This window comes from Chitinophaga sp. LS1 (assembly GCF_034274695.1).
Taxonomy (GTDB): domain Bacteria; phylum Bacteroidota; class Bacteroidia; order Chitinophagales; family Chitinophagaceae; genus Chitinophaga.
In genome coordinates, this window is sequence record NZ_CP128362.1 from 7,720,349 (window position 1) to 7,744,201 (window position 23,853).

Genomic DNA, 23,853 nt, shown 5'->3' on the forward strand with positions numbered 1-23,853 from the left:
GGCAATGAGGAAGTATGACTAGTACCAATCTCAAAGCCTTTGGCAAGGTGAAACACCTTGTTAGTGCAATTTTAAATGAATTGCCCCTAATAACCAAACCTCAATACAAATTTATGATTTCGCTATTTGAGGTCTGGCTATGTTTGCCTGTTCGATATACCATCTCCAATCTTAGCCGTTTTGGTACTTATTGTGAGAAAAGCATCCGATTGCAAATAGAAAAGGAATTTGATTTCGGAGGCTTTAATAGTTCTTTGATTAAGGATAACTGTGGTAAGCGTCTCATTGCTGCTTATGACCCAACCTATTTGCCAAAGTCTGGAAAGCATACTCCTGGTCTGGGTAAATTTTGGAGTGGTAAAGATCAAAAAGCTGTTAAAGGTCTTGAGATAGGATGTCTGGCAATAATAGATGTCGATGCCAGAACTGCTTTCCCATTAAAAGTAGTTCAAACTCCTGATAAGACTACACTTGATGAGAAGGGAATGAGTAGGGTTGATCACTACGTGGATGTTATAAAATCAGAAGTGCTGACCTTAAAAAGTATGGTCGATTATTTAGCAGTCGATTCATATTTCATGAAACAAGAGTTTATTTTACCAATATTGAAGGAAGGATTGCATATTGTAACAAAGATGAGATCCGATGCCAATCTGATTTATGTATACAATGGGCCAAGGTCTACAGGACCTGGACGTCCCAGGATACATGGAGATAAAGTTAGTTGTGGCAGTATTGATAAGCGAAAAATCAGGGAATTTGCTGTAGATAATGACGCTGTTTATTATAGTAGTGTAGTTTGGTCTGCTATTCTTAAATGCAAGGTTAGAATTGTATACATAGAAGAAAAGGTCACGGGTAAATATGAAATACTTCTTTGTACGGATATCGAACTAAAACCAGAGTTGATACTCAACTATTATCAACTGCGCTTCCAGATTGAATTTCTTATCCGTGATGCAAAGCAACATGGGGGCTTGGAGGAATGCCAGGCAAGAAGTGAGAAAAAGTTACACTTCCATTTCAATATGGCATTTGCTACTGTGGGTCTGGCCAAAGTGTTATTTTGGATGAAACTACCAGATCAACATAGAGGTGCTTTTTCTATGAGAAATATTAAAATGGCATGGTACAACAGATTTTTAACTGACCGAATTTTCTCAAACTTGCCACTGGACTTGAATTGTAATAAAATAAAAAAGCTATATCAAAAGTGCCTGGATATAGGAAATTTGGCCGCTTAAAACTACCTAACTATTGATCATTAATAATCAATCGAATTTATAAATTCTAGAAAAATAAGTGCCCTGAAAATGCATTTCGAATCCAATCCGGTTCGCCAAAGCGCAACACAAGTTGCGCTTTTTTTATGCATATAACCTCACAGGTCGAGGATTTCAGCGGATTTTCAACATTAAGGTATATCAATCTATATCAAGGTATTCGGGCCCCTTTTCGGGACACTATCTTCGTGGGGCACCAGCCAAAATAATGCGAATTGTAACATTTAGAAAGAGCGATTCTTCACCGCTTAAGTTCTTTTCATGACAACTAAACAAAATTTAGCCATTCTTTTTTCCTCAAAAGGGGCAAAAGCACCAATCTATTTTCGAATCACAATTGACGGGTTTAAAAGAATAAATTTTATCCCCCACTGATGTCCCCCACATCCTCGCTGTCCTTGACGCCATCGGCTACTCTTTTCAACACAGACGCTCCGTTCCCCTCCCGTAATCCTATTTGAACCAACTTAACCGCGTACACATATCTAATTCGTCCTCCGCTCCGCTCCAGCCGCATAAAACCACCCGCCGCAAACATTTGACTAAATCAATCAACTCCTGTATTTTCTCGTACTATGTGCGTTACGATTAAAATATCTCTCCGTACCTCCCCTCATTATATATACCCCCAAACACCATCCTCTAACTACCAAATCCTGTCGTACTGGTATTCTTGATATAACTCCTCACCACCACCTGAGAATGCAGGAATTTCATCACTACAACGCCGACTTTCATACCTTTGCGATATCAGCTGATATAACCTTATTACCTCCAGCTACCATACAATGTGGCCAATGCCAGCATCATACATTTACGAAACCGGATCCTGGCAACTCCCCAACTCTAGCACAGCATGTAACCATAATACTCCCCATCCCTGAAATATCAATACTTCCATCCTCCTACATACACCCAATATCCAAATTTAACCCTTACATTTGCAACAATGATTCATTTATAAGTGAAAGTGTTACCTAAATATCACCGCCTCACTGCCGCTATCATCCTGGTGCTTTACGGCTTTATTATAACGCCCGCAACGTTATGGCATAACCATGCTCACCCGCAGGAATTACTGCCATCCCAAACAGGTAAAAACCAATCAAAATTTACCCATTCCTGTATCATATGCGGACATGCCTACACACCATACATCGACATTCATCAACACCATTCCCCCCTCCTCACCATTAACACTTTTGAATATCAACCATCAGATATAACCAATTCTTCGACAAACAGCATCCTCAATTATAACAACCGGGGCTCTCCGGTTGCCTGAGTTATTTAGCAGCTAAATCTTTTGTCCGCACCCAGATGTCGGAGCGGAAAACTATTGCGTAAAAATAAATCACACTATATGTCAGTCATATTAGAAGCCGTAAACCTTACCAAAGAATACCAACAATATACAGCCCTTAGGCAACTGTCCCTGACCATCAATGCTGGCGAAGTATTCTGTCTCCTCGGACAAAACGGAGCAGGAAAAACTACCACCATTAATCTTTTCCTTGGCTTCCTCGCTCCATCATCCGGTAAAGCTATCATCAAAGGGGTGGAAGTCAGGCCTAATAATGCAGCTACTAAAAAGATGGTGGCATATATCCCTGAAGTGGTACAATTATATAGCAACCTCACAGGACTGGAAAATCTTGATTTCTTTAGCAGACTCGCCGGTTTCTCTTATTCAAAAGACGCTTTGACAGCCTTTCTACTAAAAGCAGGCCTTCAACAGGAAGTACATAAAAAACACCTAAGTACCTATAGCAAAGGTATGCGTCAGAAAGTAGGTATCGCAATCGCCCTGTCAAAAAATGCAGATGCAATCTTTATGGATGAACCTACAAGCGGACTGGATCCTAAAGCCACCAATGAATTTACTGCTGTTTGTAAGGAACTGGCCGCAGAGGGCAGAACCATCTTCATGGCCACACACGACATCTTCAATGCTGTTAATGTAGGCTCCCGTATCGGCATCATGAAACAAGGCAGTCTCGTCCACACCGTAAGTTGCAGTGGAATATCTGCCGAAGAATTACAAAAACTATATCTCGAAACTATATAACCATCAATGAATCAGATAAAAGTCATTGCCAGTCAATTTCTGAAGGTAACACTCCGGAGTAATGCACTGGCCGCTATATATATCTTGTCGCTGGTGTTCATCACTTTCGCTGCATTCACAGGCTACAAAACTTATACAGCCCAGCACACAATGCTTACAAACTTTCAGCACCAAGCCCGCGAAAGCTGGAAAGCCAATCCAGATAAGCACCCGCATCGTATGGCACACTCTGGCTCATTCGCATTTCGGCTTAAACATCCTTTAAGCATGTTTGATCAGGGAATGGAAAGCTATACAGGCAACACTGTGTTCCTCGAAGCACACAGGCAAAATACAGTCAACTTCAGCGAAGCTGGCTTCAGTACCGGGCTATTACGCTTTGGTCAAATCAGCCTGGCAATGCTGCTTCAGCTCATATTACCACTTATTCTGTTCTTCCTGGGCTTCCATGCTATCTCACAACAAAAAGAAAACGGTACACTAAAAATACTGCTAAACCAGGGACCGGGATTTCGCACTTTGATATGGGGCAATAGCGTGGGCCTGTTTACTGTATCCCTCATTTTCCTTCTACCAGTGACCATCGCAGTCTGTATAGAGCTCAGCTTAACTGATGTAACTAAAGACAGCACGGTTGGTATCAGAAGTATCGGCTCACGCCAGCTATCATAAACAATTACCTGACGATGCGCTATCCTGTTTATGAAGCATATGAAACGCTGCTCAAACAACGGGATGGATATCATACCAAATGGGATAAAGATCCGAAGACAACCATACAGGCCTTCCTGAAACATTATCCGCAATACAGCAATCATAGCTGGAAGGACTCTACTTACCTGAGATATTATGCAATGCTGCAACTTGGAGACGACGAAGCAGCCACCACAAGTAGAGCCATGTTTAAAAAATTAGAACAGCGCCAGCAATCTGCCAACTACGCTGCACGTTTCTTCCCCCCTATGCACGCACAATTGCTGTTCACCGACTTAGCAGGTACCGGCCTCAAAAGGCAATTGCAGTACCTTGATAGTACAGCCGTTTTCCATGAAAGCAAACGACTGCAGTTCTATCCTCAGATATTTGATAATGCAAACGCAAACAGCGTGAACTGGTCCAGATATAAACCGGAATATTTCCTGGCACCGAACCCGGTCAACTGGCTTGCAATATTTACACCCTTCATATTGTTCATAACCACTTTAGGTGTAATCGCATCATTTGTCTTCAAAAGGAATAACATTCAATAAACCAAATACTCAGGATGCAATAAAGATTGACATCCTGAGTATTCTTCCATTAAAGCCTGACCCCCACTGTCACCCGGAAATTAATGGGGTCTCCCTCTACCATAAAGTAGTTCCTGGTATCAGGAATCGGGTAATCAGATCCTATATCTCCGGAACTGATATATCGCCTGTTTAGCAAATTATCAACTATCAACCGTACATAATAGGAAGGCGTAGTAAAATTTATACCCGCATCCAGTTTGGTAAAATCAGGCAGATAGTCCCCTTTGGAATAAGTTGCGCGTTTCACCTGCGTCACCTGTCCCAGGCTAAATCCAATACTTTGAAGTTTTTTCAGCGGGCAACTATATTGTACCCATGTATTAATAATCTGTTTCGGCGTACCGGGCAACTTATTGCCGATCAGCGGAGAACCAACAGTGTCCTTTGTAATACGTGCATCAACATATGTATAGTTAGCCGCAACCGAAAAACGGGATGTCACCTGCCCCAGGATGTCAACCTCAATCCCATCACTGGCGTACTCGCCTATCTGTCTCTTATACCCATATGCAGCGTTCACCACGTCCGTCATCAATACATTCTGCTTCACCGTATGGAATCCATTTATCGTCGTGAGCAGCCGATTTCTAAACCATTGCTTCTTCACACCCAGCTCTATGTCATTATTACGCTGCGGATCTACAGGCACCCCTTCAGGTTTCCCGGTTTGAGGATCTTTGTTCCGCCCTGCTTTCAACCCACTTTGTGGCACAAAAGACTGATCATATAAAAAGTAAACTGTCATAGAAGAATCAACCAGGTAAGACAGCGCAGCCCTTGGTGAAAATGCCCGTTGTGAATAGTCGTTCTTTTTCAAGGCCAGGCTAGGTCTGGCTTGTTGATTAATTTTGTTATTATACCACGTATATCGTCCCCCAAAAGAAAGCTGCCAGTGATTCAATTTTATGTTATCATAAACGTAGGCACACTCATACCTGGTATCATTCCCAAAATTACTTTTTGTTTCAGGCGCCATGTCCCTCACGGAATCAGCATTTACAATATAATTGATATGATCACGATAAAAGTCAAATTTATACTTGCCAAACTGGTTAGACAAATGATCTTTCCCAACCGTTATGTCTCCGCCTGCAAGTAATAAATGCTTCAGTCGTCCCGTCCTGAATTTTCCAGTTACATACAGCTGCGAAACAAATGTCTTACCTGTCACATCTGTATTCATAGCCAGTCGCCTGGTACGTCCATTTTCATCAAAAGAGACGCCTGTATAAGTTTCAGAAGAAAGCATATTCCAGGTACTGTAAGGAGCCTGGTTTAACTGGGATTGTAAAGTGAGCTGCCAGTCAGGATTAAACTGATGTACAAACAACAACCTTGCTGTACTGCTTTGGTAATAAGTTACAGGCAATCCTTTTGCGGCATTAAAGTTCAAAGCAATATCATCATGCAATGCATCTGCCTCCGATCTTATTTTGGTAATACTACTTCCATTCCTGGATTCCCCCCTGATAAAATCATATTCACCAAGGATGTAAGTACGCGGACTAAAGTTATACTTAACGACCGGCGCAATTACATACTTATCCGTATGCAACAGATCAAGATAAGTGTCAGAATGCTGGTAAACACCATTTAAACGGAACGAAAACCCTTTTTCTTTCGCCTGCGTACCGGCATCAATGGTAACACGGCGATGATCGAAACTACCCGCCGACAACTCAATATTCAGCAATCGCCTTGTCGGTGACTTTGTATTGATATTGATTGTACCACTTGCCTCTCCTACTGAGTTAATAAATCCGGCAGGACCTTTTACGAACTCCACGCTCTCAAACAATGCTTGATCATCCAACACCGCACCATAGCTAATACGCCTGGGCATACCATTCAAAATAGTATATCCACTGAATCCCCTGATCTGAACAGAAGCCGAGTAATCAAATGCGCTGCTGTTGTACCCAAAATACACACCACTGGAGTTACGCGCTACATCCTTTAATTGTAAAGCGCCCTGTTGCTGCATCAAGTAGGCATTCACCGATACAATATTCTGCGGAATTTCCATTAGTGGCTGTACCAGCTTCAATGCCCCCCCCAGACTATCGTTTTTTATCTGCCGGTCTCTTGTTCCATAGATATCCACTGAATTAAGATGCCGTAGGGAATCCTTATTATTCAGATGCTGTGCCTGCAAAGAAGCAGTACAAAATAGCCCGGCTACTGCCAGAGAGTAAAAATATTTCATTGCAATTGTCGTGTAAATTGTGCTATAAGAATGATTAAGCCTGATATAATTACCAGGTAAAAAAGGTTACATATATATCCCCTGTCAGGGGGAGGCTGATATAAAAAACGTGGTAAATGTTTTAAATCTTCTTCACTGAACATTTTCTGGTTGATCAGATAGCTGGTCATTAATGACTGCCACCTCTTCCGGAACCGCTGCACCTGCAAATGATAATCATCAAAATCCGATAACTCCGTGCCGGCCAGTGCATGTAAATAATATTGGGTGTAGGATACCGGGTTTACATATAATGACAAATGCAGTAAATGGGAACGCTTTTGCAATTGCATGTCAAACACCCGCTCAAGCCTTTCATTTCTCCTCCCCAGCAAATCATTGTACGCAAGGAAACGGGGATTCCCATAAGCAGCAGTATCAGTAATTTTCCTAAGATGTTGATATTGGGGATTATAATAGTAGAAGCTGTCAAGCAGGACAGGTACCGGAAGCTCCCAGGTTGCTTCTTTCAACCTGCGTTGCGCTGCCACCAGGCCTGATCGTAAGGGAACAGGTGCCCTCAGATTCGTATAACTATTGATCGTAGCCGGTAAGATCCAAACGAAAAAAAGCCAGATAAAGCCAAGACAAGTAATATTCCATGTAGAAGACCTCTCAAATCTTATCACCAACCAGCAAACCGCAAACCAGTAAAAAAAATACCCACCCAGAAATAATAACCACAGAACACTGTTCAGGAAAGGAAAGCTACCACCTGCGGGCGTCATGATCAACCCGGCAGCTAACAGCAGAGCACCCAACAGAAAAACAACCGTAAACCTGAATACAAAACGCCAGAAAAATAAACGCTGAAGTCCCCCGGTATGTAATATCAATAATGGTATAGTCTGTGCTTCCCGCTCCCCGGAAAGACAGTTGTAATTGTAAAAAATGATCAGCAGGGGAAAAAGGTATATATAGACAAAAGCCACATCAAAAGTCCCTGCCGCCAGCTTTTCTGCATTGGAAAATTCAGTAGCCTGATCTCCCGTTTTACTTTCCTTAGAACCGATAATATCATAAAAAGGATGGAGATCCCTAAGACCAATTGCCATCAAAGAAAGACCTGCGGGCGGGAACGTTGTATACGGCGGGTCCCTGAATTCTACTACCTGTGGAATGCCCGCCTGTGCCCTCAGCTGTTTGCCCGTTCTAGTAGTCGTATCCTCATGAAAACGCTCCACCATTGCAGTATAATGCTGCCTTTGTACCGTCTGAATGCTGTCAATAGCTGCCTGTTGGAGCCCAATCAAAGCCCGGCCATTTATAAGGCCATACATACCTGAAAAAAAAATAAAGGCACACAAGAACAATAATAATCTGCTCCGGGTCAACTGCCTGCTTTCAAATGCGAAAATGGTGAATACGAATGCCATATCAATATCCGGATAATCTTTTTGAAATAATATGAACGCTTGCCACCGCTATCAATATCCACACCCCAATCGCAGCAAAGGCTGACCAGCTGAGTGATAATATCTGCCTGGGAGGTAACTCCCTGTATTTGAAAGAATAAAGACTTGTGAAAAATGAGGTGTCCGCCTTATAATCCTGCCCATGCGCCGCCAGCTCCAGATTTAACTTCCTGATAAGCGTGTTCCTGTATACCCGGGCCTGTTGGTAAAAACTATCGTGGTGATAAAAATCGGTGGCAGAAAGTGCCATGGAAACCCGTTTTAATGCGATAAACGGATCGATCCAGCCTATCCTGGAAAGAAATACCTGTTGTTGCGCAAAAGAGGCGGAAATCCCCTTGTAATAGTGATCAAACACTTTATTCTGGTAATCCTCATGATACTGCAATAACAACCCGTCAGGATTTACAGGCAATTGAGAAACACTATCCACATGATACCGTTTCAACAGTGCATGCATAAATGAATCTCCCCGCTCATAATAAGGAGAATTCCCGTCGAACCCTTTTAAATACCCCTGCCTTACATTATCTTCGAAGACCGCTCTACTCTTCACCGGATATAATATAATAGACTGGTTAACAGCCACTTTAGGCATTATCACGAACAACACAACCCATACTATTACAGCACTGATATTTGACGCCCTGCTACTACTGCTTACCTGCGATATAAATACGGCAACCAGTGTCAACCAAAAATAGAAAAGCAGATAGGCAATCACCCACAAATACATCATTACCCCCGTAAACAGGAAAAACAGCAAAAATGGAAACAGGATGGCCGAAAACAGCATATAGTAAGCCCATACCTTACCCCAGGTAATGATAGAAAGGTTCCCCGCCTGCACCCTTATTAGCCGTAATGTTCCTCTTTCACGCTCCTCTGTCAGGGAACGGGAGCCTGTAATAAGAATCAAAAATGGAACAACAAGTTGCAATACCACGGCAACACTAAACTGCCCCAACCTCGCTACTACATTGCCATTTTGAGCATGACTGTAGTCCATTTCATGCTGCACATGCGCCTCAACACGGTAGGTGGTGCCGGAAAAATCATTGAGGCCAGGATCAAGTATTGCTTTTATCGTGAGTGGTGTAAATAAGTACGTCCCAAAATGCGCCGCATCATGGGGATTTCTATGCTGCGTATTCCATTCCCGTCTAAAAAGGTCTGCCGCCGCAAGCCGTTCTGCCTTCCCTTTTCCATATTGGATGCCAGATACTATCAAGGCAAGCCCCATGCTTATCCAGATGAACAGCAGCAGCAATATTGCCACGCCGCTTCTTTTTAACAATAGCCATTCATTTAAAATAGGTTTGCTAAGGCAGTACATAAAAAGAGGAATTTATATTGCAACAAAGTTGCAGATTTAATATTAATTATGCAACTTTGTTGTAATTATTATTTAACGGCATGATAAGAACGAAACAATTCCCCTTCTTCAAACAGCCGGATTCCATGGATTGTGGCCCAACCTGTTTAAAAATGATTACTGCGTGGCATGGTAAACATTTTCCACTAACCTATCTGCGAAAGATCTGTTATATCGGTAAAGAAGGAACCACTATTGCCTCGCTGAGCAATGCAGCCTCCCTACTTGGATTCAAAACCCTTGCAGCAGAGATCCCGGTAGACGTACTTGCTCAAAAAGTTCCCCTTCCCTGCATTCTTCATTGGGAAAAAGCACACTTTGTTGTATTGACAGAATTAAATGACCGTTATGCTGTCATTGCAGATCCTTCCCTGGAGCGTATGCTCAGGTTACCACACCCACAGTTCGTCCGCTCCTGGTGTACTACCGACAAAACTGTTGGCAGAGCCTTGTTACTGGAACCCACAACTGAATTCTTCGGACATGAAACACCTGCCGAAGAGAACACATCATTATGGTGGCTATTACCATACACCAATAAACACCGTCGCCTGTTTATTCCACTTCTAATGAGCGTGTTGCTCGCCAGTGGATTTGCGCTGATCATCCCCCTGCTTACCCAGCAGATTGTAGATAAAGGAATCAGGCAACAAAACCCTCAACTATTAATGTTGATCTGTCTAGGACAATTGATGCTTTTTACCGGAAGGACCATAATGGATTTTATCCGGGCAAGATGGTTATTCCGTATCGGGGCACAAACAGGTATCTCATTGTTACGTAACTATCTCTCCCGCCTGATGCAACTAAAATTTGCATTCTTCGACAACAGGCAAGCAGGAGACAATATGCAAAGGGTGACAGATAACCAGCGCATTGAAGATTTCCTGACCAATAATGTCATCAGCTTCGTCATGTCAGCTCTTACATTACTTGTATTCGGCATAGTACTTCTTATTTATAACTGGCGAATGTTCCTGGTCTTTCTTATTGGCGCACTACTTAGCATCGCCTGGGCAAAAGCCTTCACACAAAAAAGGCGATTACTCGACCAGCAAAAATTCAAAGTACTATCTGCCAATCAGCAATTATTACTTGAAATCTTCTACGCCATGCAGGAAATAAAGCTCACCGGCAGTGAGCAGGAAAAGCAGGATAAGTGGGAATCACTTCAGGTGCGATCTTATGAGCTCAAAATGCAAAGCCTGCAACTGGACCAGCAGATGCAGGGTATCGGGAACTTTCTGAATGAAGTAAAGAACATATTACTCACTTTCATGGCCGCATGGTTGGTCATAAAAGGTAGCCTAAGTCTGGGTGAAATGCTGGCCGTTACCTATATATGCGGACAACTAAATACCCCCGTGGTCATGTTACTGGAGTTTATGCGTGCCGCTCAGAATACACGCTTCAGCCTTTCAAGGATGTCTGAGGTATTTAACGAACCGGAAGAAGATGCGGAAATTTCACGTCGCCATCTTCCCGAAATCCCCAAAGACATAAATATCTCCAATCTTAGTTTTAGATACGGACAACTAAGCAATCCCCTGGTGCTTAAAAACATCTACGCTTTTTTGCCCGCAGGAAAGGTCACAGCTATTGTAGGAATGAGCGGCAGCGGGAAAAGCACGCTGATAAAACTACTGCTAAAATTCTATGCACCTGTAACTGGTACTATCCTTGTAAACGACATAGACCTGAAAAATATCCATGCTGCCGACTGGCGCAGTGGCTGCGGCGTTGTCATGCAGGATGGCTACATTTTCAGTGACACGATTGCAAATAATATCTATGCAGGTTCCACGATCAAAGACCAGGAAAAATTATACTACGCCGCTGCCATGGCAAACATGCACGACTTCTTCCAGTCAATGCCCTATGGATACGAAACTGTCATAGGTAAAGACGGCCACGGATTAAGTGAAGGACAAAAACAACGCCTGCTCATTGCACGCATGATCTATCGCGATCCTGCTTATATCTTCCTTGATGAAGCAACCAATGCACTCGATGCAAACAATGAACGAACCATCGTCAATAACCTGCAAAATTTCTTCGTCAACAAAACGGTTATCATCGTTGCCCATCGCCTGAGTACAGTCAGACACGCGGATCAGATTATCGTAATGGACAAAGGTGAAATCAGGGAAACCGGCACACATGAAGACCTCATAAAAAGGCAGGGCAACTATTATCACCTCATAAAAAATCAACTGGAGTTAGGTAAATAAAATCCACCATGAAAACGACAATATTCCCTTATTCAATGGTCCGACATGCCTCACTGGACCACCATCTACTTGACTGTTGGACCCATCCTCACCTGACTGATGAAATACAAATCCAGCAGGAAGAGCAGCAACTGGTATCCCGGTTGAAGGAACAGGTCTGTGAAGAACTCTTTCAAAAAATTCCACTGGTTAAAAATGACAAGGACAGGAAAAAGTTGATCACCTGTAAAAGACAAATATTCAACGGAAAACAACTTTCTATTGAATTGATCGAGCAAATCCAGACAATTACGAAAATCCCCACTCTTTCACAGTATTTCAATAATGTACAGGCAATACACGAAAGGCATCAACAGAACAACCTACAATATGACCAATTCCTGGCAAACTGTAGAGCGCATTTGCAACAAATTGCAAAGCATGAGAATTTGTTAAATGGGGTTCTCCTGTCAAGCCCCCTGCTCTTTGAACAGCTACCTGCATACATCAATAAACATCCATCGCAGCATAAACACAAAGAATCAAAACTGGAATTCAGCCTGCTGCGATACATTACCCGGATGTGTTATAAAACATCCCCATTCAGTACATTCACCTATACAGGGACTATGCAATTGACTGAATCTCATAAATCAAGTAATCAACTGAACCAGGTAAAAAGCCAGCTAAGATTAAACAATCACCTCTTCGGTTACCTTATAAATATACTGAAATGGCATCCGGAACTGAATGAATACCTGTTAGTGAATATGAACAGTACAGCAGTTGAAAATGCAGGAAGAATAAAATTCCTGATCAACTTCAACAACATAGAATCCTTTCAGCAAATAAATAACAGTACAGTCATTCAGTCAATAGCCACCTACTTAACAAACAAAAAGGAGCGAACGGTACTCAGGGAACTCATTCATTTTATAGCAAGCCAAACTGATGTCCCTAATCATGCGACTATAAAACAATTTCTATTAACCCTATGCACTGTAGGCTACCTGGAGCTAACAGCCGGCATCTCGGGGATTGAAGAAAACTGGAGTAACGCATTGGTGCAATATTTTAGCCCGTACAGATCACTGTCAACAAAAATTGATCACCTTCTGCAGATGTTGGAACATTTGCACAATTGCAGGCTGGAATACCCCGCATTAACCCCTGCCGAGCGGCACAGGACATTAAAGCTCGCGGCGCAGATTGTAAATAATACATTACAGGCTATTGAACAACAGGCATCCTTCCCTGACACCAGCTCAAATCCTCAACAGCAAGCTTTTCAGGCTGCATGGTTCAGACATCATGACTTCAGCGCAAGAGAAATCTTCTATGAAGATGCCTATACTTCCGATCAGGAATCCCTTCCCGGTGATCCTGTGAAAAACATTATCGAAAAGACAGAATTGCTAATGAAACTACTCGCTCCTGCCAACACTAAAAGAACAGAAAAAGAAAAAATGCGTACCTTCTTTCTCTCCCATTATGGTCGGCACAAACATATACCAGTATTAACATTCTACCACGATTACTACCGGGAAATCAAAAAGCCAGAAAAAGAATCCACACCAACACCAGTGGGAGAAGATCCATGGACCCGGCAAATTCAGGCCATGCTCCGTACTATCATTTCCAGGAATGAACCCGTCATTCGCCTGACAGCACGCGATTTTCCGCCAACAGACATTGACAGCACGCAGCAGTCCAGAGGTATGTTCATACAATTTTTCAACTCTCCAGGCACCAATAAAATTAAAGGAGTAATCAATGCTTTACTGCCCGGCCTCGGGAAAGTCAACGGACGGTTTCTTTCACTATTTGACCCGGAACAACATTATTCGTTTCAAAGTCATAATGAGGCGCTCTACCCGGATTATATAAAAGCAGAAATTTCCGATGGTTCTATCTTCAATGCAAACATCCATCCTCCTTTACTACCATTTCAGATTGTACTACCCGGCGGCCACAGCGCCTTCCATGAAGATAACAGGATACAGGTAAAAGATATTGAAGTGGGATTCGACGTTGAAAAGAACGTTCTTTCCCTCTTTACTAAAGGAAAAAGGTTATATGCATTTGACCTTTGCCTGGAAACCATATCGAATCGCTCCAACCTATACCAGCTGCTATCCCATTTTAATCCGGATAATAAACCTTCGCTGCAATTCATCTACAAATTAGCAGATGATAATATCGAAATGAAGGAAAATATTACGCTGTATCCCCGGATCACGTTCGAAGAAGATATTGTGCTGAGAAGAAAAACCTGGGCAATCCGAAAAGAGTTTATACCCTTGCAAATTCAGTCTGAATCAGATTATGACTATTCCCTACGATTGAATAACTGGCGTAAGCAGCAGCAAATACCCGCGTATGTATTCCTTTTTCTTAGAAAACGATCAAAAAAAGGGACCGGCGGATCCAATGATGATTATAAACCACAGCTCATACATTTTCAGCAACCTCTGCTCATAGAGCTATGGAAAAAGTTGCTGCAAAGAGCCGGAGAATACATTTATGTAGAAGAAGCACTTCCGGACCCTTTCAACACCAAAGTTGGAGTAAAAGAATATTTGCTACAATGGTATAACTACTAATATGAAACCTTACTGGATATCTGCCCACTTGTTTTATAATGGTCAACTTGATCTCTTACTGAATGAACTGGTATACCCATTTCTACAAAAAAATCAGTACCTGATGACATCACCAGCTCCCTTCTTTTTTATCCGGTACCCTGAGGAAGGAGATCATATCCGGCTAAGATTGAATACCAATTTCCCGGATCTTGTCACCAGGGCACTCAATAACAGCGCAGCCACCTTCTACACTCAACATACAACACCAGGGAATTGCCTGAGATACATCAACTATGAGCCAGAAACAGATAGGTATGGTAACGATAAAAGCATCGTATGGGCCGAAGAACATTTTTTCCATTCATCACGCATTATACTAGACTGGATAAAGACAAAACCAGAGACAGCCTCCCTTCAGATGAAAGCCATAGAACTGCATATGCAAATGTTATCCGCGACCGGATGGTCACTTACAGACATGATCGATCTCTGTAATTATTTTGTAAAGGAATGGCTCACCATCTTCCATCCGAAACAGAACGCCGGCCAAATACCAGATAACATGTGGCTACAATCTTTTCAAAAGGCACTCGCCCCACAACAACAAAAACTCTTCCCCACACTCCATGCATACTGGCAACAGTTACAGATTTCGCCAACAGCGTATGAATATCTGCGGGCTAATCTAAGTATCATGAAAGCCTATAACAATACCGGCTTTTCAAAAACGAAATTGAACAGCATTATTTCAAGTATGCTACACATGACTCACAATAGAATAGGTATAAAAAATCAGGAAGAAGCCTACATCTTGTATTGCCTGAGTACTTTTTTATCACAAACAAATCTGTAACATGGAAATTATATTCTATCAGGAGATGCTCGCCCGCGTCAAAGCAGACATTCATGAAATGATCAACTATGACCAGTTCGGCCCCTACTGGCTATCTCCTTACTACGACCGCACCTCCCAAACTTACACCTACCACGACAACCCGGAAATTTTTAATGGTAACGCAGGCATTTGCCTGTTTTACCTGAGCCTATACCAGCTGAATAGAGAAACAAGCGATTTGAGAATTTCAACATCTATTCTTGACAGGATCCTTCTCTCGTCATATATCAAACAACCACGCTCCTATAGCTTTTATACCGGCATTTCCGGCATTATCTATACCTGCATCAAAATATACAATGCCACCGGGAAGCAGCACTATCTGGATAAGGCACTCGAAATTGCCCGGATGCACAGACCGGCGTTCACAGTTATCCGGGAGATGGACCTCCTCACAGGAGCGGCAGGCATACTGCTGGTCATGACACTGCTCTTCCACCATTCAAACGAAGCAGATATACAGGAAATAGTTCACCAGATCATCCAGCTGCTGATAGCAGATGCGCGCATCTCGAAAAAGGGATTAAAATGGGACCATCATAAACTGGCATTTGATAGTCTCACGGGATTATCGCACGGAGCAGCAGGCATCGCGTATGCATTGATGCAAACCGGTCATTACTTTAAGTACGATGGCCTGGTATTTATGGCTGAAAAAGCCCTGGAATATGAAATGCAATATTACTTACCTGACCGGAAAAACTGGCTGGATATTCGGGTAGGTGCCAGAAGATATAATCTGCATGATGCACAAAACTGGCGCCTGGAAGTATTCTTCCCGGAATTGAAACTGGTCAACAGCTGGGCCCATGGCGCTGCGGGAATTTCTTTGTCCAGGATGTATGCATACAATATTACAGGTAAACATGAATATAATCAACAGGCACAGTCAGGCATCCAATATTGCCTGGCGGACCTGGCAAACACAAGAGCTGATTACACGCTATGCAGTGGCAGCGTCGGCCTGGTGCCACTGCTACTCAGATCCGGGCAGCAACATTACGACGTCATCCATAATATCTTCCTGGCTGCCAATGAACTTTATTTCACCACCGGAGGATTCAATCAGTTCATCGAAACATCACCACAGGATGCGGGCCTCTTCTCCGGAAAGGCAGGAGTAGGATACATGCTGATTCAATTGCTTTCCGGTCAGCTGGCAGATGATATCATCCTTCCTCAACTCCCATATAGTTCGCATACAAAAAACAATTTGTTTACCAGGGCATATGTGAGCACGAGTATATATTCAAAATACTACCAGCAATCGCTCACCCGGATTAAACTAAAACAGGAAGAACTGAATGATATTGAAGACATGGAAGACATCATCAGCCAAAAAATCCCTGATATTGACAAGTCAACATTCACACTGGAAAAAATAAAGGCAAGAATATGGCAACAACACAAAGGTGCTTTGTGTTACCATAAAAAGATCTCGTTCCTTAAGAAAACGGTGAAGGATATTTTATCCCGGGATGATATATCATTGATGGATTCTACATATTACCTGCCTGATCACATTATATTATCTCAGGATAATAATGTCATTGAAATCAGCAGTAACGATATCAAAGTACTGGAAACAGGAAAATTTGTAACATTCATTTTATCTATTTTGAAAGAACCGGCTACCGGCCACCAGCTGTTTCAACAAATCCTCCGTGCCTTTCCTTCCAGGAAAGAAGATGATCAGGTGTTAAAACAATTCTTTCTCTTGCAGTTAAAAAGTTTGCTACATGCATGCATTATCGCAATATCTATAAAAAAGGGGGGTCATCTCTGACCCCCTTTTCCTGTGAACCCCATACCCATTAACACACGATAGTAGTACACTGTGCATGCGGCGTATCTTCAGTATCTGTCGGCTCGGTATGCGTCGGATGTTCCAGTGCGCCGAGACCACCTGAGAGGCGGGCCGCCATTTCGCTGTCAATACTTGTTACAAAGCTTTCAAGCTGTAAATCGTCCAGGCTTAATTTGAGGTTCTCTGAATTTGTTTTCATAATAAATAGTATAAAAATTGAGGCCCGCACTTATCTACAGGGGGCAGGCATACCCTGGTTGCAACGATGTTAATTACTTAGGCTTTTGCTCTTTATTTCTAAATCCTCGTTCTTAATATTCCGCTGAGCTTTTCTTACATTACCTGACAAATGCCCGAAATTCCAGCTGGCAGAAACTGCGAATGTCCTGTAGTATCGCTGTATCCTGTTCTGCTGATGGAACTGGTCTGTATTGATTGCTGAAATGATATAACGATACCTTCCATATGGATTACTCACAGAACCCGAAACAGATAAATGATTATGCAGGAAAGTTTTCGTTAGCCGCGTCACATGAATGACTGAACCATTACTCAATCCCTGGTAAGTAATAACCGGAGTAGCCCCATACACGGTAGAAGTCAACCGCCACTGCTCACTGATCCTGTAAGCAAGATTCACAAAACCGGAGGCAGACCAACCACTGTTTTCATTAAAAACCTGGTATCCTGCATCCAGATTTGCAATCAGTCTTAACTTCCCGCTGATCTGAAAGTTAACCCCGGTACTCAACCGCACACTGCTATTTCTTCCAATGTTCTGATAACTACTCACTGATACTGAATCATGCACAGCAACCACCTGCTGAATATCATTAGATGAAACGTTATAAGTCAGCATACTATGAAAGCCGGCCTTTGTATTCAAAGTATATGAAAGATCCACCTTATGCTGTTTTACAGGCAATAAAAATGGATTGCCCGATACATAGACATATGGATTATTCTCGTCAGTAAAAGGATTCAACTGGGTCAGTGATGGGCGTTCTACCTTTTGCGAATAAGTGATGCCTGCACTTGCATGCGGAAAGGCATGCAATATGGCAATAACAGGCAGTAAACTCGTATAATAAGTTCCACGCTGCAGCACCGCATATTCCAATCTCACCCCAGCCCTCACATCAAGCAATCTGGAAGAAAACTGCCAGGAATTATATGCAGACCAGATTTGCTGGTTATATCTAAACCGATTCTTGCTAACCGTATCATAAGTAGCACCTCCTACCCTGTCTATCCATTTCACACCGGCTTCCATCAGCCATCTGGTAAAAGGATGAGAATAGTCTGCCTGCAATGTATGTTCTTCCATCAGACTGCTGTTATACTGATTATTAGTCGTCAGTTCCTCCGGCATATGATGATACTGATACCCTATAGTAAACAGTTCCTTCTTGTGTCTCTTAAACCCCTTTTCCAAACTGACATTTATATCAAGTGCCCCTGAATGCAAGTATTTACTATTATAATTGTCAGTTGTAATACTATCCAGAACCGTAGTCCTTTGGCTATTATAATGATCATGACTATTATAGTAACTCATACTTCCAGAGAACAACAACAGTGAATCCATCTCATAACTCACTTCAGCAGTACCAGCTCCAAACCTGCTATAGTAAGTATTATCAGCATTCTGACTCAGTACTGATGTAACGCTGTTTCGCGTTGTCCGTTCATTTGTCTTCATCTTCAGATCCTGGTATAAGTAACCATATACATTCACACCAAATTTACCTTGCTTCAGTGTTAGGGATCCATGCTGGCCTGTGCCCACATATCTGTTGAAATTAGCTCCCAAACTACCGTTATAGCCATTTTGACGCTGCTTCACAGTGATGATATTGATGATTCCAGCCAGGCCCTCACCATCATATTTTGCAGGTGGAGTAGTGATCACTTCTATTTTACTGATGATCAAAGCAGGCATACTCTTCAATGCTTCTTTAGGATTGCGGGTCATTAAAGAAGAGGGTTTCCCGTTAATAAAAATCCTATACTTCCCACTACCATTCAGTCTGATATTACCATCGCCATCAACAGCCAGCAAAGGTACTTTGGCTAGCATCTCGATTGCAGATTCAACCTTATTATCGGGATCCGATTGCACATCATAAATAACCCGGTCTATTTCTTTCCTGACTAACTGTGGTTGAGCTTTTACCGTAATCTCCTTTAGCTGCCGGGGCTGTTCCTGCCCATAAACGACTTCCAACGGGAAAAGCATAAGAAGGATAACTGCCTTATAAGAGAACATCAAGGATTAATTGTGAATAGGCTAAACAAAGATTTATCATCTGGAAAGTTTTTCGTGGTAAATATGCCAAACAGAATATTGAAGTACAATTGCAACACAGTTGCGAATATAAGGCAATTATCTTTAGAAAAACAAGTTCATAAGCAAAATTTTGCAACAATGTTTTAAATAAAAACAACCTTCCCATAACCTGCCGCGAACGGGGACATCCTCCCCTACCTCAAACTAAAAATAACCCTGGCGACCCGTCGCTCATGGAGAATGGCTCTTCCAGTGCAGTTAGAAGGTTCGAAAAATACGCTGTCCTATACCTATTGGGTTATCAGCATTTTTAACTTGCAAAGAGCCCTTAAATGTTCATAAACCAGTTCGGGATTGGGAATTGTCCTAACGGGTTCCCCATAAAAGCATCAAGCAGAAAAAAGCCGCATAAATCAAATGATTTACGCGGCTTTCCCGTTTTCTGGCTATAATGTTTACCCAATTCAAACAACGCTTTGAGATTGTTGAGGGCTATGCACTCTTAGCTTATCTACTTCAAGTTTATGCAACTGTGTTTCCAGATCCATTCTAACCTCGTTGTATGCCGGATCATAGGCAAGGTTGGTATATTCTGATGGATCGTTTACCAAATCGTATAGTTCATATTCGTTGTAATAAGCTCCCGAAGCATCAAAATAATAGCTATACTTCCATTTCTCTGTACGGATACATCGGATACGATTTGCAGCATTTACCACAGACCATTGGCTATTGGAACCTGCTTTTGTATCATCGTATGTAAACAATATACTATTCTGTACAGGTGTACCATCCGCCATAATGGGTAACAAACTTGTGCCTGCAAGTCCGGCAGGAGAGTTAGATACATTAGCTATCTCCATAAACGTAGGCATGATGTCGACCAGCGTGGCCAGGGCCATAGATTGTTGAATGGGGTGGTCTGAAAATAAAACAGGATTGGATATAACCAGTGGAACACGCAATGCTTCTTCGTAAGCTACAAAGGTTTTCTGACGCAGTCCCCCATGTGCAAGTCCCATTTCTCCATGGTCCGAGGTGTAGGTCACGATAGCTGTATCAGCCAGACTTATTCCATCCCCATATTTAGCATACAATTCTTTGATCAGGTTACCAATCTCTTTGTCGACCAGGGTTAACAGGTACCCGTAAAAATTTATATAATCTAACTTTTGTTCTACTGTTGTTAAAGGCCCTAAAGATGCATCCATGCCCAATAGGATCTGTTCCTGCGCCATCGGTTTTTTATTGGCCAGTAAATGTTCGTTTACGGTATCAGGCAATCCAATTTCCCTTGTTGACCAGGCGTCAGCGTAATATCCGGAGGTCCCTGCTGTTTTGGGATAAGCCAGTACGTCGTGCGGGTTCACCAGCGACACGATCAGGCAATAAGGTTTATACTCACCTGCAGCTCTTTTCACTTTTACCTCCTGAAGGTATTTGATGGCTTCGGCCACATACCTGGCATCATGGTTGGCAAATCCTCCTCCAAAATTTAAAGGATTTACATCTTCTCCTGCATCCGGGGCTATCCATCCCATTGCACCAAATAGAGAAATATCGGCAGATGTAAGGTTATCATAATTCGTGGTTGCTCCATTACCGGCAACGCCCTTACTCATGTGCCATTTACCACGGTACTGCACATCATAACCGTCATTCCAGAGTACATTCATGATGTTTGGTAAGGAAGTACTGATGGTTGGTTCCGAAGGAGATAAAGGGCCGCCAATAGTCAGTGTTTGAGAAACCTTATGCTTAGCCGGATAAATTCCTGTAAATAATGTGGTACGGCTGGGAGAACACATGCAGGTATTACAGAAAGCTCTGTCGAAACTGAAACCGTTCCTTTTTAGAAAGGTCAGCGTTGGAAGATTTGTCTCCTCCCATCCCGGAGGGAAATGCTGTGTAGCACGCTGTTCGTCTGTAATAATGAGGATCATGTCTGGCTGCTTGCCAAGTTGTGCTAACTTTGTTTTGAAGTTCATGGTTTAGAGTGTTTTTTTGAAAGGGATCGGGGCAAGTTCGGGGTAGATTTAAAAGTTAAATGTATTGTTAAGATTGTGTCAATGTCAAGACCAACATATTTCTCAATATATGATAGTATTCAGTAAGGGTTATAATATTTTAATTTTTCCAGAATAGCTTTCAATTCCGGCATGAATCAATTAAACATCTTGTTACAGTCATCACATATCTTTAACTAATCAAAGTCGCTTTTGTTCAAAAATATTCCATTGTTTCTTAATAGGGTACAAATCACTTAGTTCTACCTCAAGGGCCTCGGCGATCTGAACAAGCCTGGTGAACCCTGCTCTATTTGCGACATATTAGAGTCAGAAATACCACACTTGACTTCCAAACAAATAAAATTGTACCTTCCCTCCCATCAGACAGGCCCCAGTTCATAAGTAGCCATACCTTACTGTAAGCAATTCATTAACCATTTAAGTCCCACAATTATGAAGCTAATACTACTCATGCTAGTAGTTGTCGCCCACTCTGTATCCGCGGCTGACTATTACGTAGCCATCACTAACCATGCGAACACCAATGAAAGTCTTCCCGGAGGTAGTTACACCATCACCGTTACCGGCACTGCCAGCGGCACAGATACCCTTACGGTCAACTTTACAATCAGCGGAACCGCTGTACCGGGTGTTCATTACCAGGCTTTCCCACAGCAAATCAAGATCCCCGTCACTGATGGTAATGGCAGCTTTACCTTCCCGGTCATTCCTGTACAAAATAGAATTGTTGAAGATTATGCCGAAGTTCTACTCTCTATTCAAAGTGCAACTGCTACTTCCTCAGCAAGCGTGGATGTCGATGCCACTCCTACTACCCTCAGGATTTACGATGATGACTGGATAAATACAATAATTTCTTTTACCGGTTCAACAAATGGAACAGAAGGCGGCCCCAATGCGACCATTACTGCCAGCTTGTCCAGCGATTATATAGCAGGTCAGGTCATATGGATCAATGCTAATTTTGGTGCCGGTACAACAGCTGGTTTTACTGATATTGACGGGCCAACATTAAGGATTGATTCAGGTCAACATAATGTTATTGCCGATATCAACGTACTTGACGATAAAGTGAAGGAAGACACTGAATTGATATACTTTGAAATCACCAATATTACCGGCGGTGATTTTGAGCTCAGGTATGATGCTACAACCTATGGTCCTATTTATGTATTTGATAATAATGATACTATTGAACCTGTAAGAAGTGCGAATGTCTTCATTAACTATGTCGGAAGTCCAAGGGAGGCAAGTCCTCAGGTAGACGGTTATATTTCCCTCTATTCAATTCCTTCGGGAGATGAATTTCTTAGACAACCCATCACTGTAAAAGTCAGGATGGAGGGAAATGCCATTGAAGGAGTGGATTATCTTCCCTTGGATAGTTTTGTCATCCCTGTATCAAAGTATACCGACGGTACCGTAACTGTGCTGATTCACCCTATTGATGATAACATCATAGAAGGTAACGAATATATTCACGCCATCCTCGTAAGTGCAAGCACACCAACAGGTGATCCCATCACCGTATATAATAATAACCCAATGGCCACGGTTCCGTTCTATGATGATGATTTTGAAAAAAGATCTGTTGGTATTTCCGCCGTGACTAATGGCAGAGAAGGCGGCCCGGGGGCGAGCCTTACATTATCCTACCCGGATAGCCTTGTATCTGCAGAAGATTTGTATGTGAATTACCATGTTATTCCAGCCGGTACTACTGCCACCGTAGACGTCGATTATATAATGCCGCCTCTGCTTATTCCTGCAGGACTGCATAGTGCTACCCTTCCAATCAACATTATAGATGATCGCAAGGTGGAGTCAACAGAATATTTAAACCTCCAGATTGACGGAGGATATGGAGATAGTACAATTTATCCTGTTAATTCGGATAGTGTGGCAGTGATTACAATTGAAGATAATGATTCCAGTTACACCCGGCTTTGCATTCCTAATGTGTTTACACCAAATGGCGATGGCAGGAATGATTTGTTCGTGATCCGGGGATTAGAGAATTATCCCGGTTCAAGACTTTCTGTCTATAATTTGCTGCGTGGTGGCGCGCTTGTTTACAGGTCGGAGAATTATGATAATAGCTGGGATGGACGTGGTGCCAGTCCGGGATTATATAGTTATATCCTGGAGGTGAATGAGAGCGGACGAAGAAAGATCTATAGGGGAAAACTAGTTATTATTAAATAAAAGAAGGGTCGGCAGAATGCTGACCCTTCTTTTAAGAATGAGATCCTGATGCTATTCCAGTTCATTTAAAGTTGAAAAATGGCCACCTCATCTGATGGGTTACGTGGAGCCTCCATGCTTTATAAAAGACACTTATAAAGCATGGAGAAAAAA

15 protein-coding genes are annotated in these 23,853 nt (G+C 42.4%); 9 read left to right on the forward strand and 6 right to left on the reverse strand.

Features of this window, described 5'->3' with window-relative positions:
- Positions 1-14 precede the first annotated feature (14 nt).
- The 4 genes from QQL36_RS31675 to QQL36_RS31690 all read left to right on the forward strand — a co-directional run bounded on the left by QQL36_RS31675 (position 15) and on the right by QQL36_RS31690 (position 4,601).
- The gene (locus QQL36_RS31675; protein ID WP_321568032.1) at positions 15-1,244 is read left to right on the forward strand and encodes a transposase; all 1,230 of its coding nucleotides are present in this window, start codon (positions 15-17) and stop codon (positions 1,242-1,244) included.
- Positions 1,245-2,646: 1,402 nt separating this feature from the next.
- Entirely contained in the window at positions 2,647-3,351 is a 705-nt protein-coding gene (locus QQL36_RS31680; RefSeq protein ID WP_083723559.1) for an ABC transporter ATP-binding protein, read from the forward strand.
- Between the two features lie 6 nt (positions 3,352-3,357).
- Positions 3,358-4,023 carry an ABC transporter permease subunit gene (locus QQL36_RS31685; RefSeq protein WP_083723561.1) on the forward strand — a complete coding sequence of 222 codons (666 nt, stop codon included), beginning with the start codon at positions 3,358-3,360 and terminating at the stop codon, positions 4,021-4,023.
- A gap of 14 nt (positions 4,024-4,037) precedes the next feature.
- The gene (locus QQL36_RS31690) at positions 4,038-4,601 is read left to right on the forward strand and encodes a DUF3526 domain-containing protein (RefSeq protein WP_083723563.1); all 564 of its coding nucleotides are present in this window, start codon (positions 4,038-4,040) and stop codon (positions 4,599-4,601) included.
- A 49-nt stretch (positions 4,602-4,650) separates the two neighbouring features.
- Here the strand turns inward: QQL36_RS31690 and QQL36_RS31695 are convergent, their stop codons facing one another.
- From QQL36_RS31695 to QQL36_RS31705, 3 genes are read right to left on the reverse strand one after another with little or no spacing between them, the layout of a single operon-like run.
- Complete coding sequence (locus QQL36_RS31695) at positions 4,651-6,849, reverse strand: TonB-dependent siderophore receptor (protein WP_083723565.1); 2,199 nt, start codon at positions 6,847-6,849, stop codon at positions 4,651-4,653.
- Positions 6,846-8,264, reverse strand: coding sequence for a DUF3526 domain-containing protein (locus QQL36_RS31700; protein ID WP_321568033.1), 1,419 nt, complete (start codon positions 8,262-8,264; stop codon positions 6,846-6,848). Before QQL36_RS31700 ends, QQL36_RS31695 begins: the two co-directional genes overlap by 4 nt.
- 1 nt (position 8,265) lies before the next feature.
- Positions 8,266-9,600 carry a DUF3526 domain-containing protein gene (locus QQL36_RS31705; protein ID WP_220388767.1) on the reverse strand — a complete coding sequence of 445 codons (1,335 nt, stop codon included), beginning with the start codon at positions 9,598-9,600 and terminating at the stop codon, positions 8,266-8,268.
- Between the two features lie 119 nt (positions 9,601-9,719).
- Here QQL36_RS31705 and QQL36_RS31710 point away from each other — a divergent pair, with 119 nt between their 5' ends.
- The 4 genes from QQL36_RS31710 to QQL36_RS31725 are packed head-to-tail and all read left to right on the forward strand — an operon-like array spanning position 9,720 to position 17,154.
- Entirely contained in the window at positions 9,720-11,909 is a 2,190-nt protein-coding gene (locus QQL36_RS31710) for a peptidase domain-containing ABC transporter (protein WP_083723571.1), read from the forward strand.
- An 8-nt stretch (positions 11,910-11,917) separates the two neighbouring features.
- Complete coding sequence (locus tag QQL36_RS31715) at positions 11,918-14,491, forward strand: lantibiotic dehydratase (protein ID WP_321568034.1); 2,574 nt, start codon at positions 11,918-11,920, stop codon at positions 14,489-14,491.
- A gap of 1 nt (position 14,492) precedes the next feature.
- On the forward strand, positions 14,493-15,326 hold the full coding sequence (locus QQL36_RS31720) for a thiopeptide-type bacteriocin biosynthesis protein (protein ID WP_321568035.1): 834 nt from the start codon (positions 14,493-14,495) through the stop codon (positions 15,324-15,326).
- Position 15,327: 1 nt separating this feature from the next.
- Positions 15,328-17,154 (forward strand): lanthionine synthetase LanC family protein, encoded by a 1,827-nt coding sequence (locus QQL36_RS31725; RefSeq protein WP_321568036.1) that lies wholly within the window; start codon positions 15,328-15,330, stop codon positions 17,152-17,154.
- 28 nt (positions 17,155-17,182) lie between these two features.
- Here QQL36_RS31725 and QQL36_RS31730 read toward each other — a convergent pair whose 3' ends face one another.
- The 3 genes from QQL36_RS31730 to QQL36_RS31740 all read right to left on the reverse strand — a co-directional run bounded on the left by QQL36_RS31730 (position 17,183) and on the right by QQL36_RS31740 (position 21,453).
- The gene (locus QQL36_RS31730; protein WP_321568037.1) at positions 17,183-17,374 is read right to left on the reverse strand and encodes a pinensin family lanthipeptide; all 192 of its coding nucleotides are present in this window, start codon (positions 17,372-17,374) and stop codon (positions 17,183-17,185) included.
- Between the two features lie 69 nt (positions 17,375-17,443).
- Positions 17,444-19,414, reverse strand: coding sequence for an outer membrane beta-barrel protein (locus QQL36_RS31735; RefSeq protein WP_321568038.1), 1,971 nt, complete (start codon positions 19,412-19,414; stop codon positions 17,444-17,446).
- A 515-nt stretch (positions 19,415-19,929) separates the two neighbouring features.
- Positions 19,930-21,453, reverse strand: coding sequence for a sulfatase-like hydrolase/transferase (locus QQL36_RS31740; RefSeq protein WP_321568039.1), 1,524 nt, complete (start codon positions 21,451-21,453; stop codon positions 19,930-19,932).
- A gap of 474 nt (positions 21,454-21,927) precedes the next feature.
- Here QQL36_RS31740 and QQL36_RS31745 point away from each other — a divergent pair, with 474 nt between their 5' ends.
- Positions 21,928-23,700: a gliding motility-associated C-terminal domain-containing protein gene (locus tag QQL36_RS31745; protein ID WP_321568040.1), complete on the forward strand. Its 1,773-nt coding sequence runs from the start codon at positions 21,928-21,930 to the stop codon at positions 23,698-23,700.
- Positions 23,701-23,853: the final 153 nt, after the last annotated feature.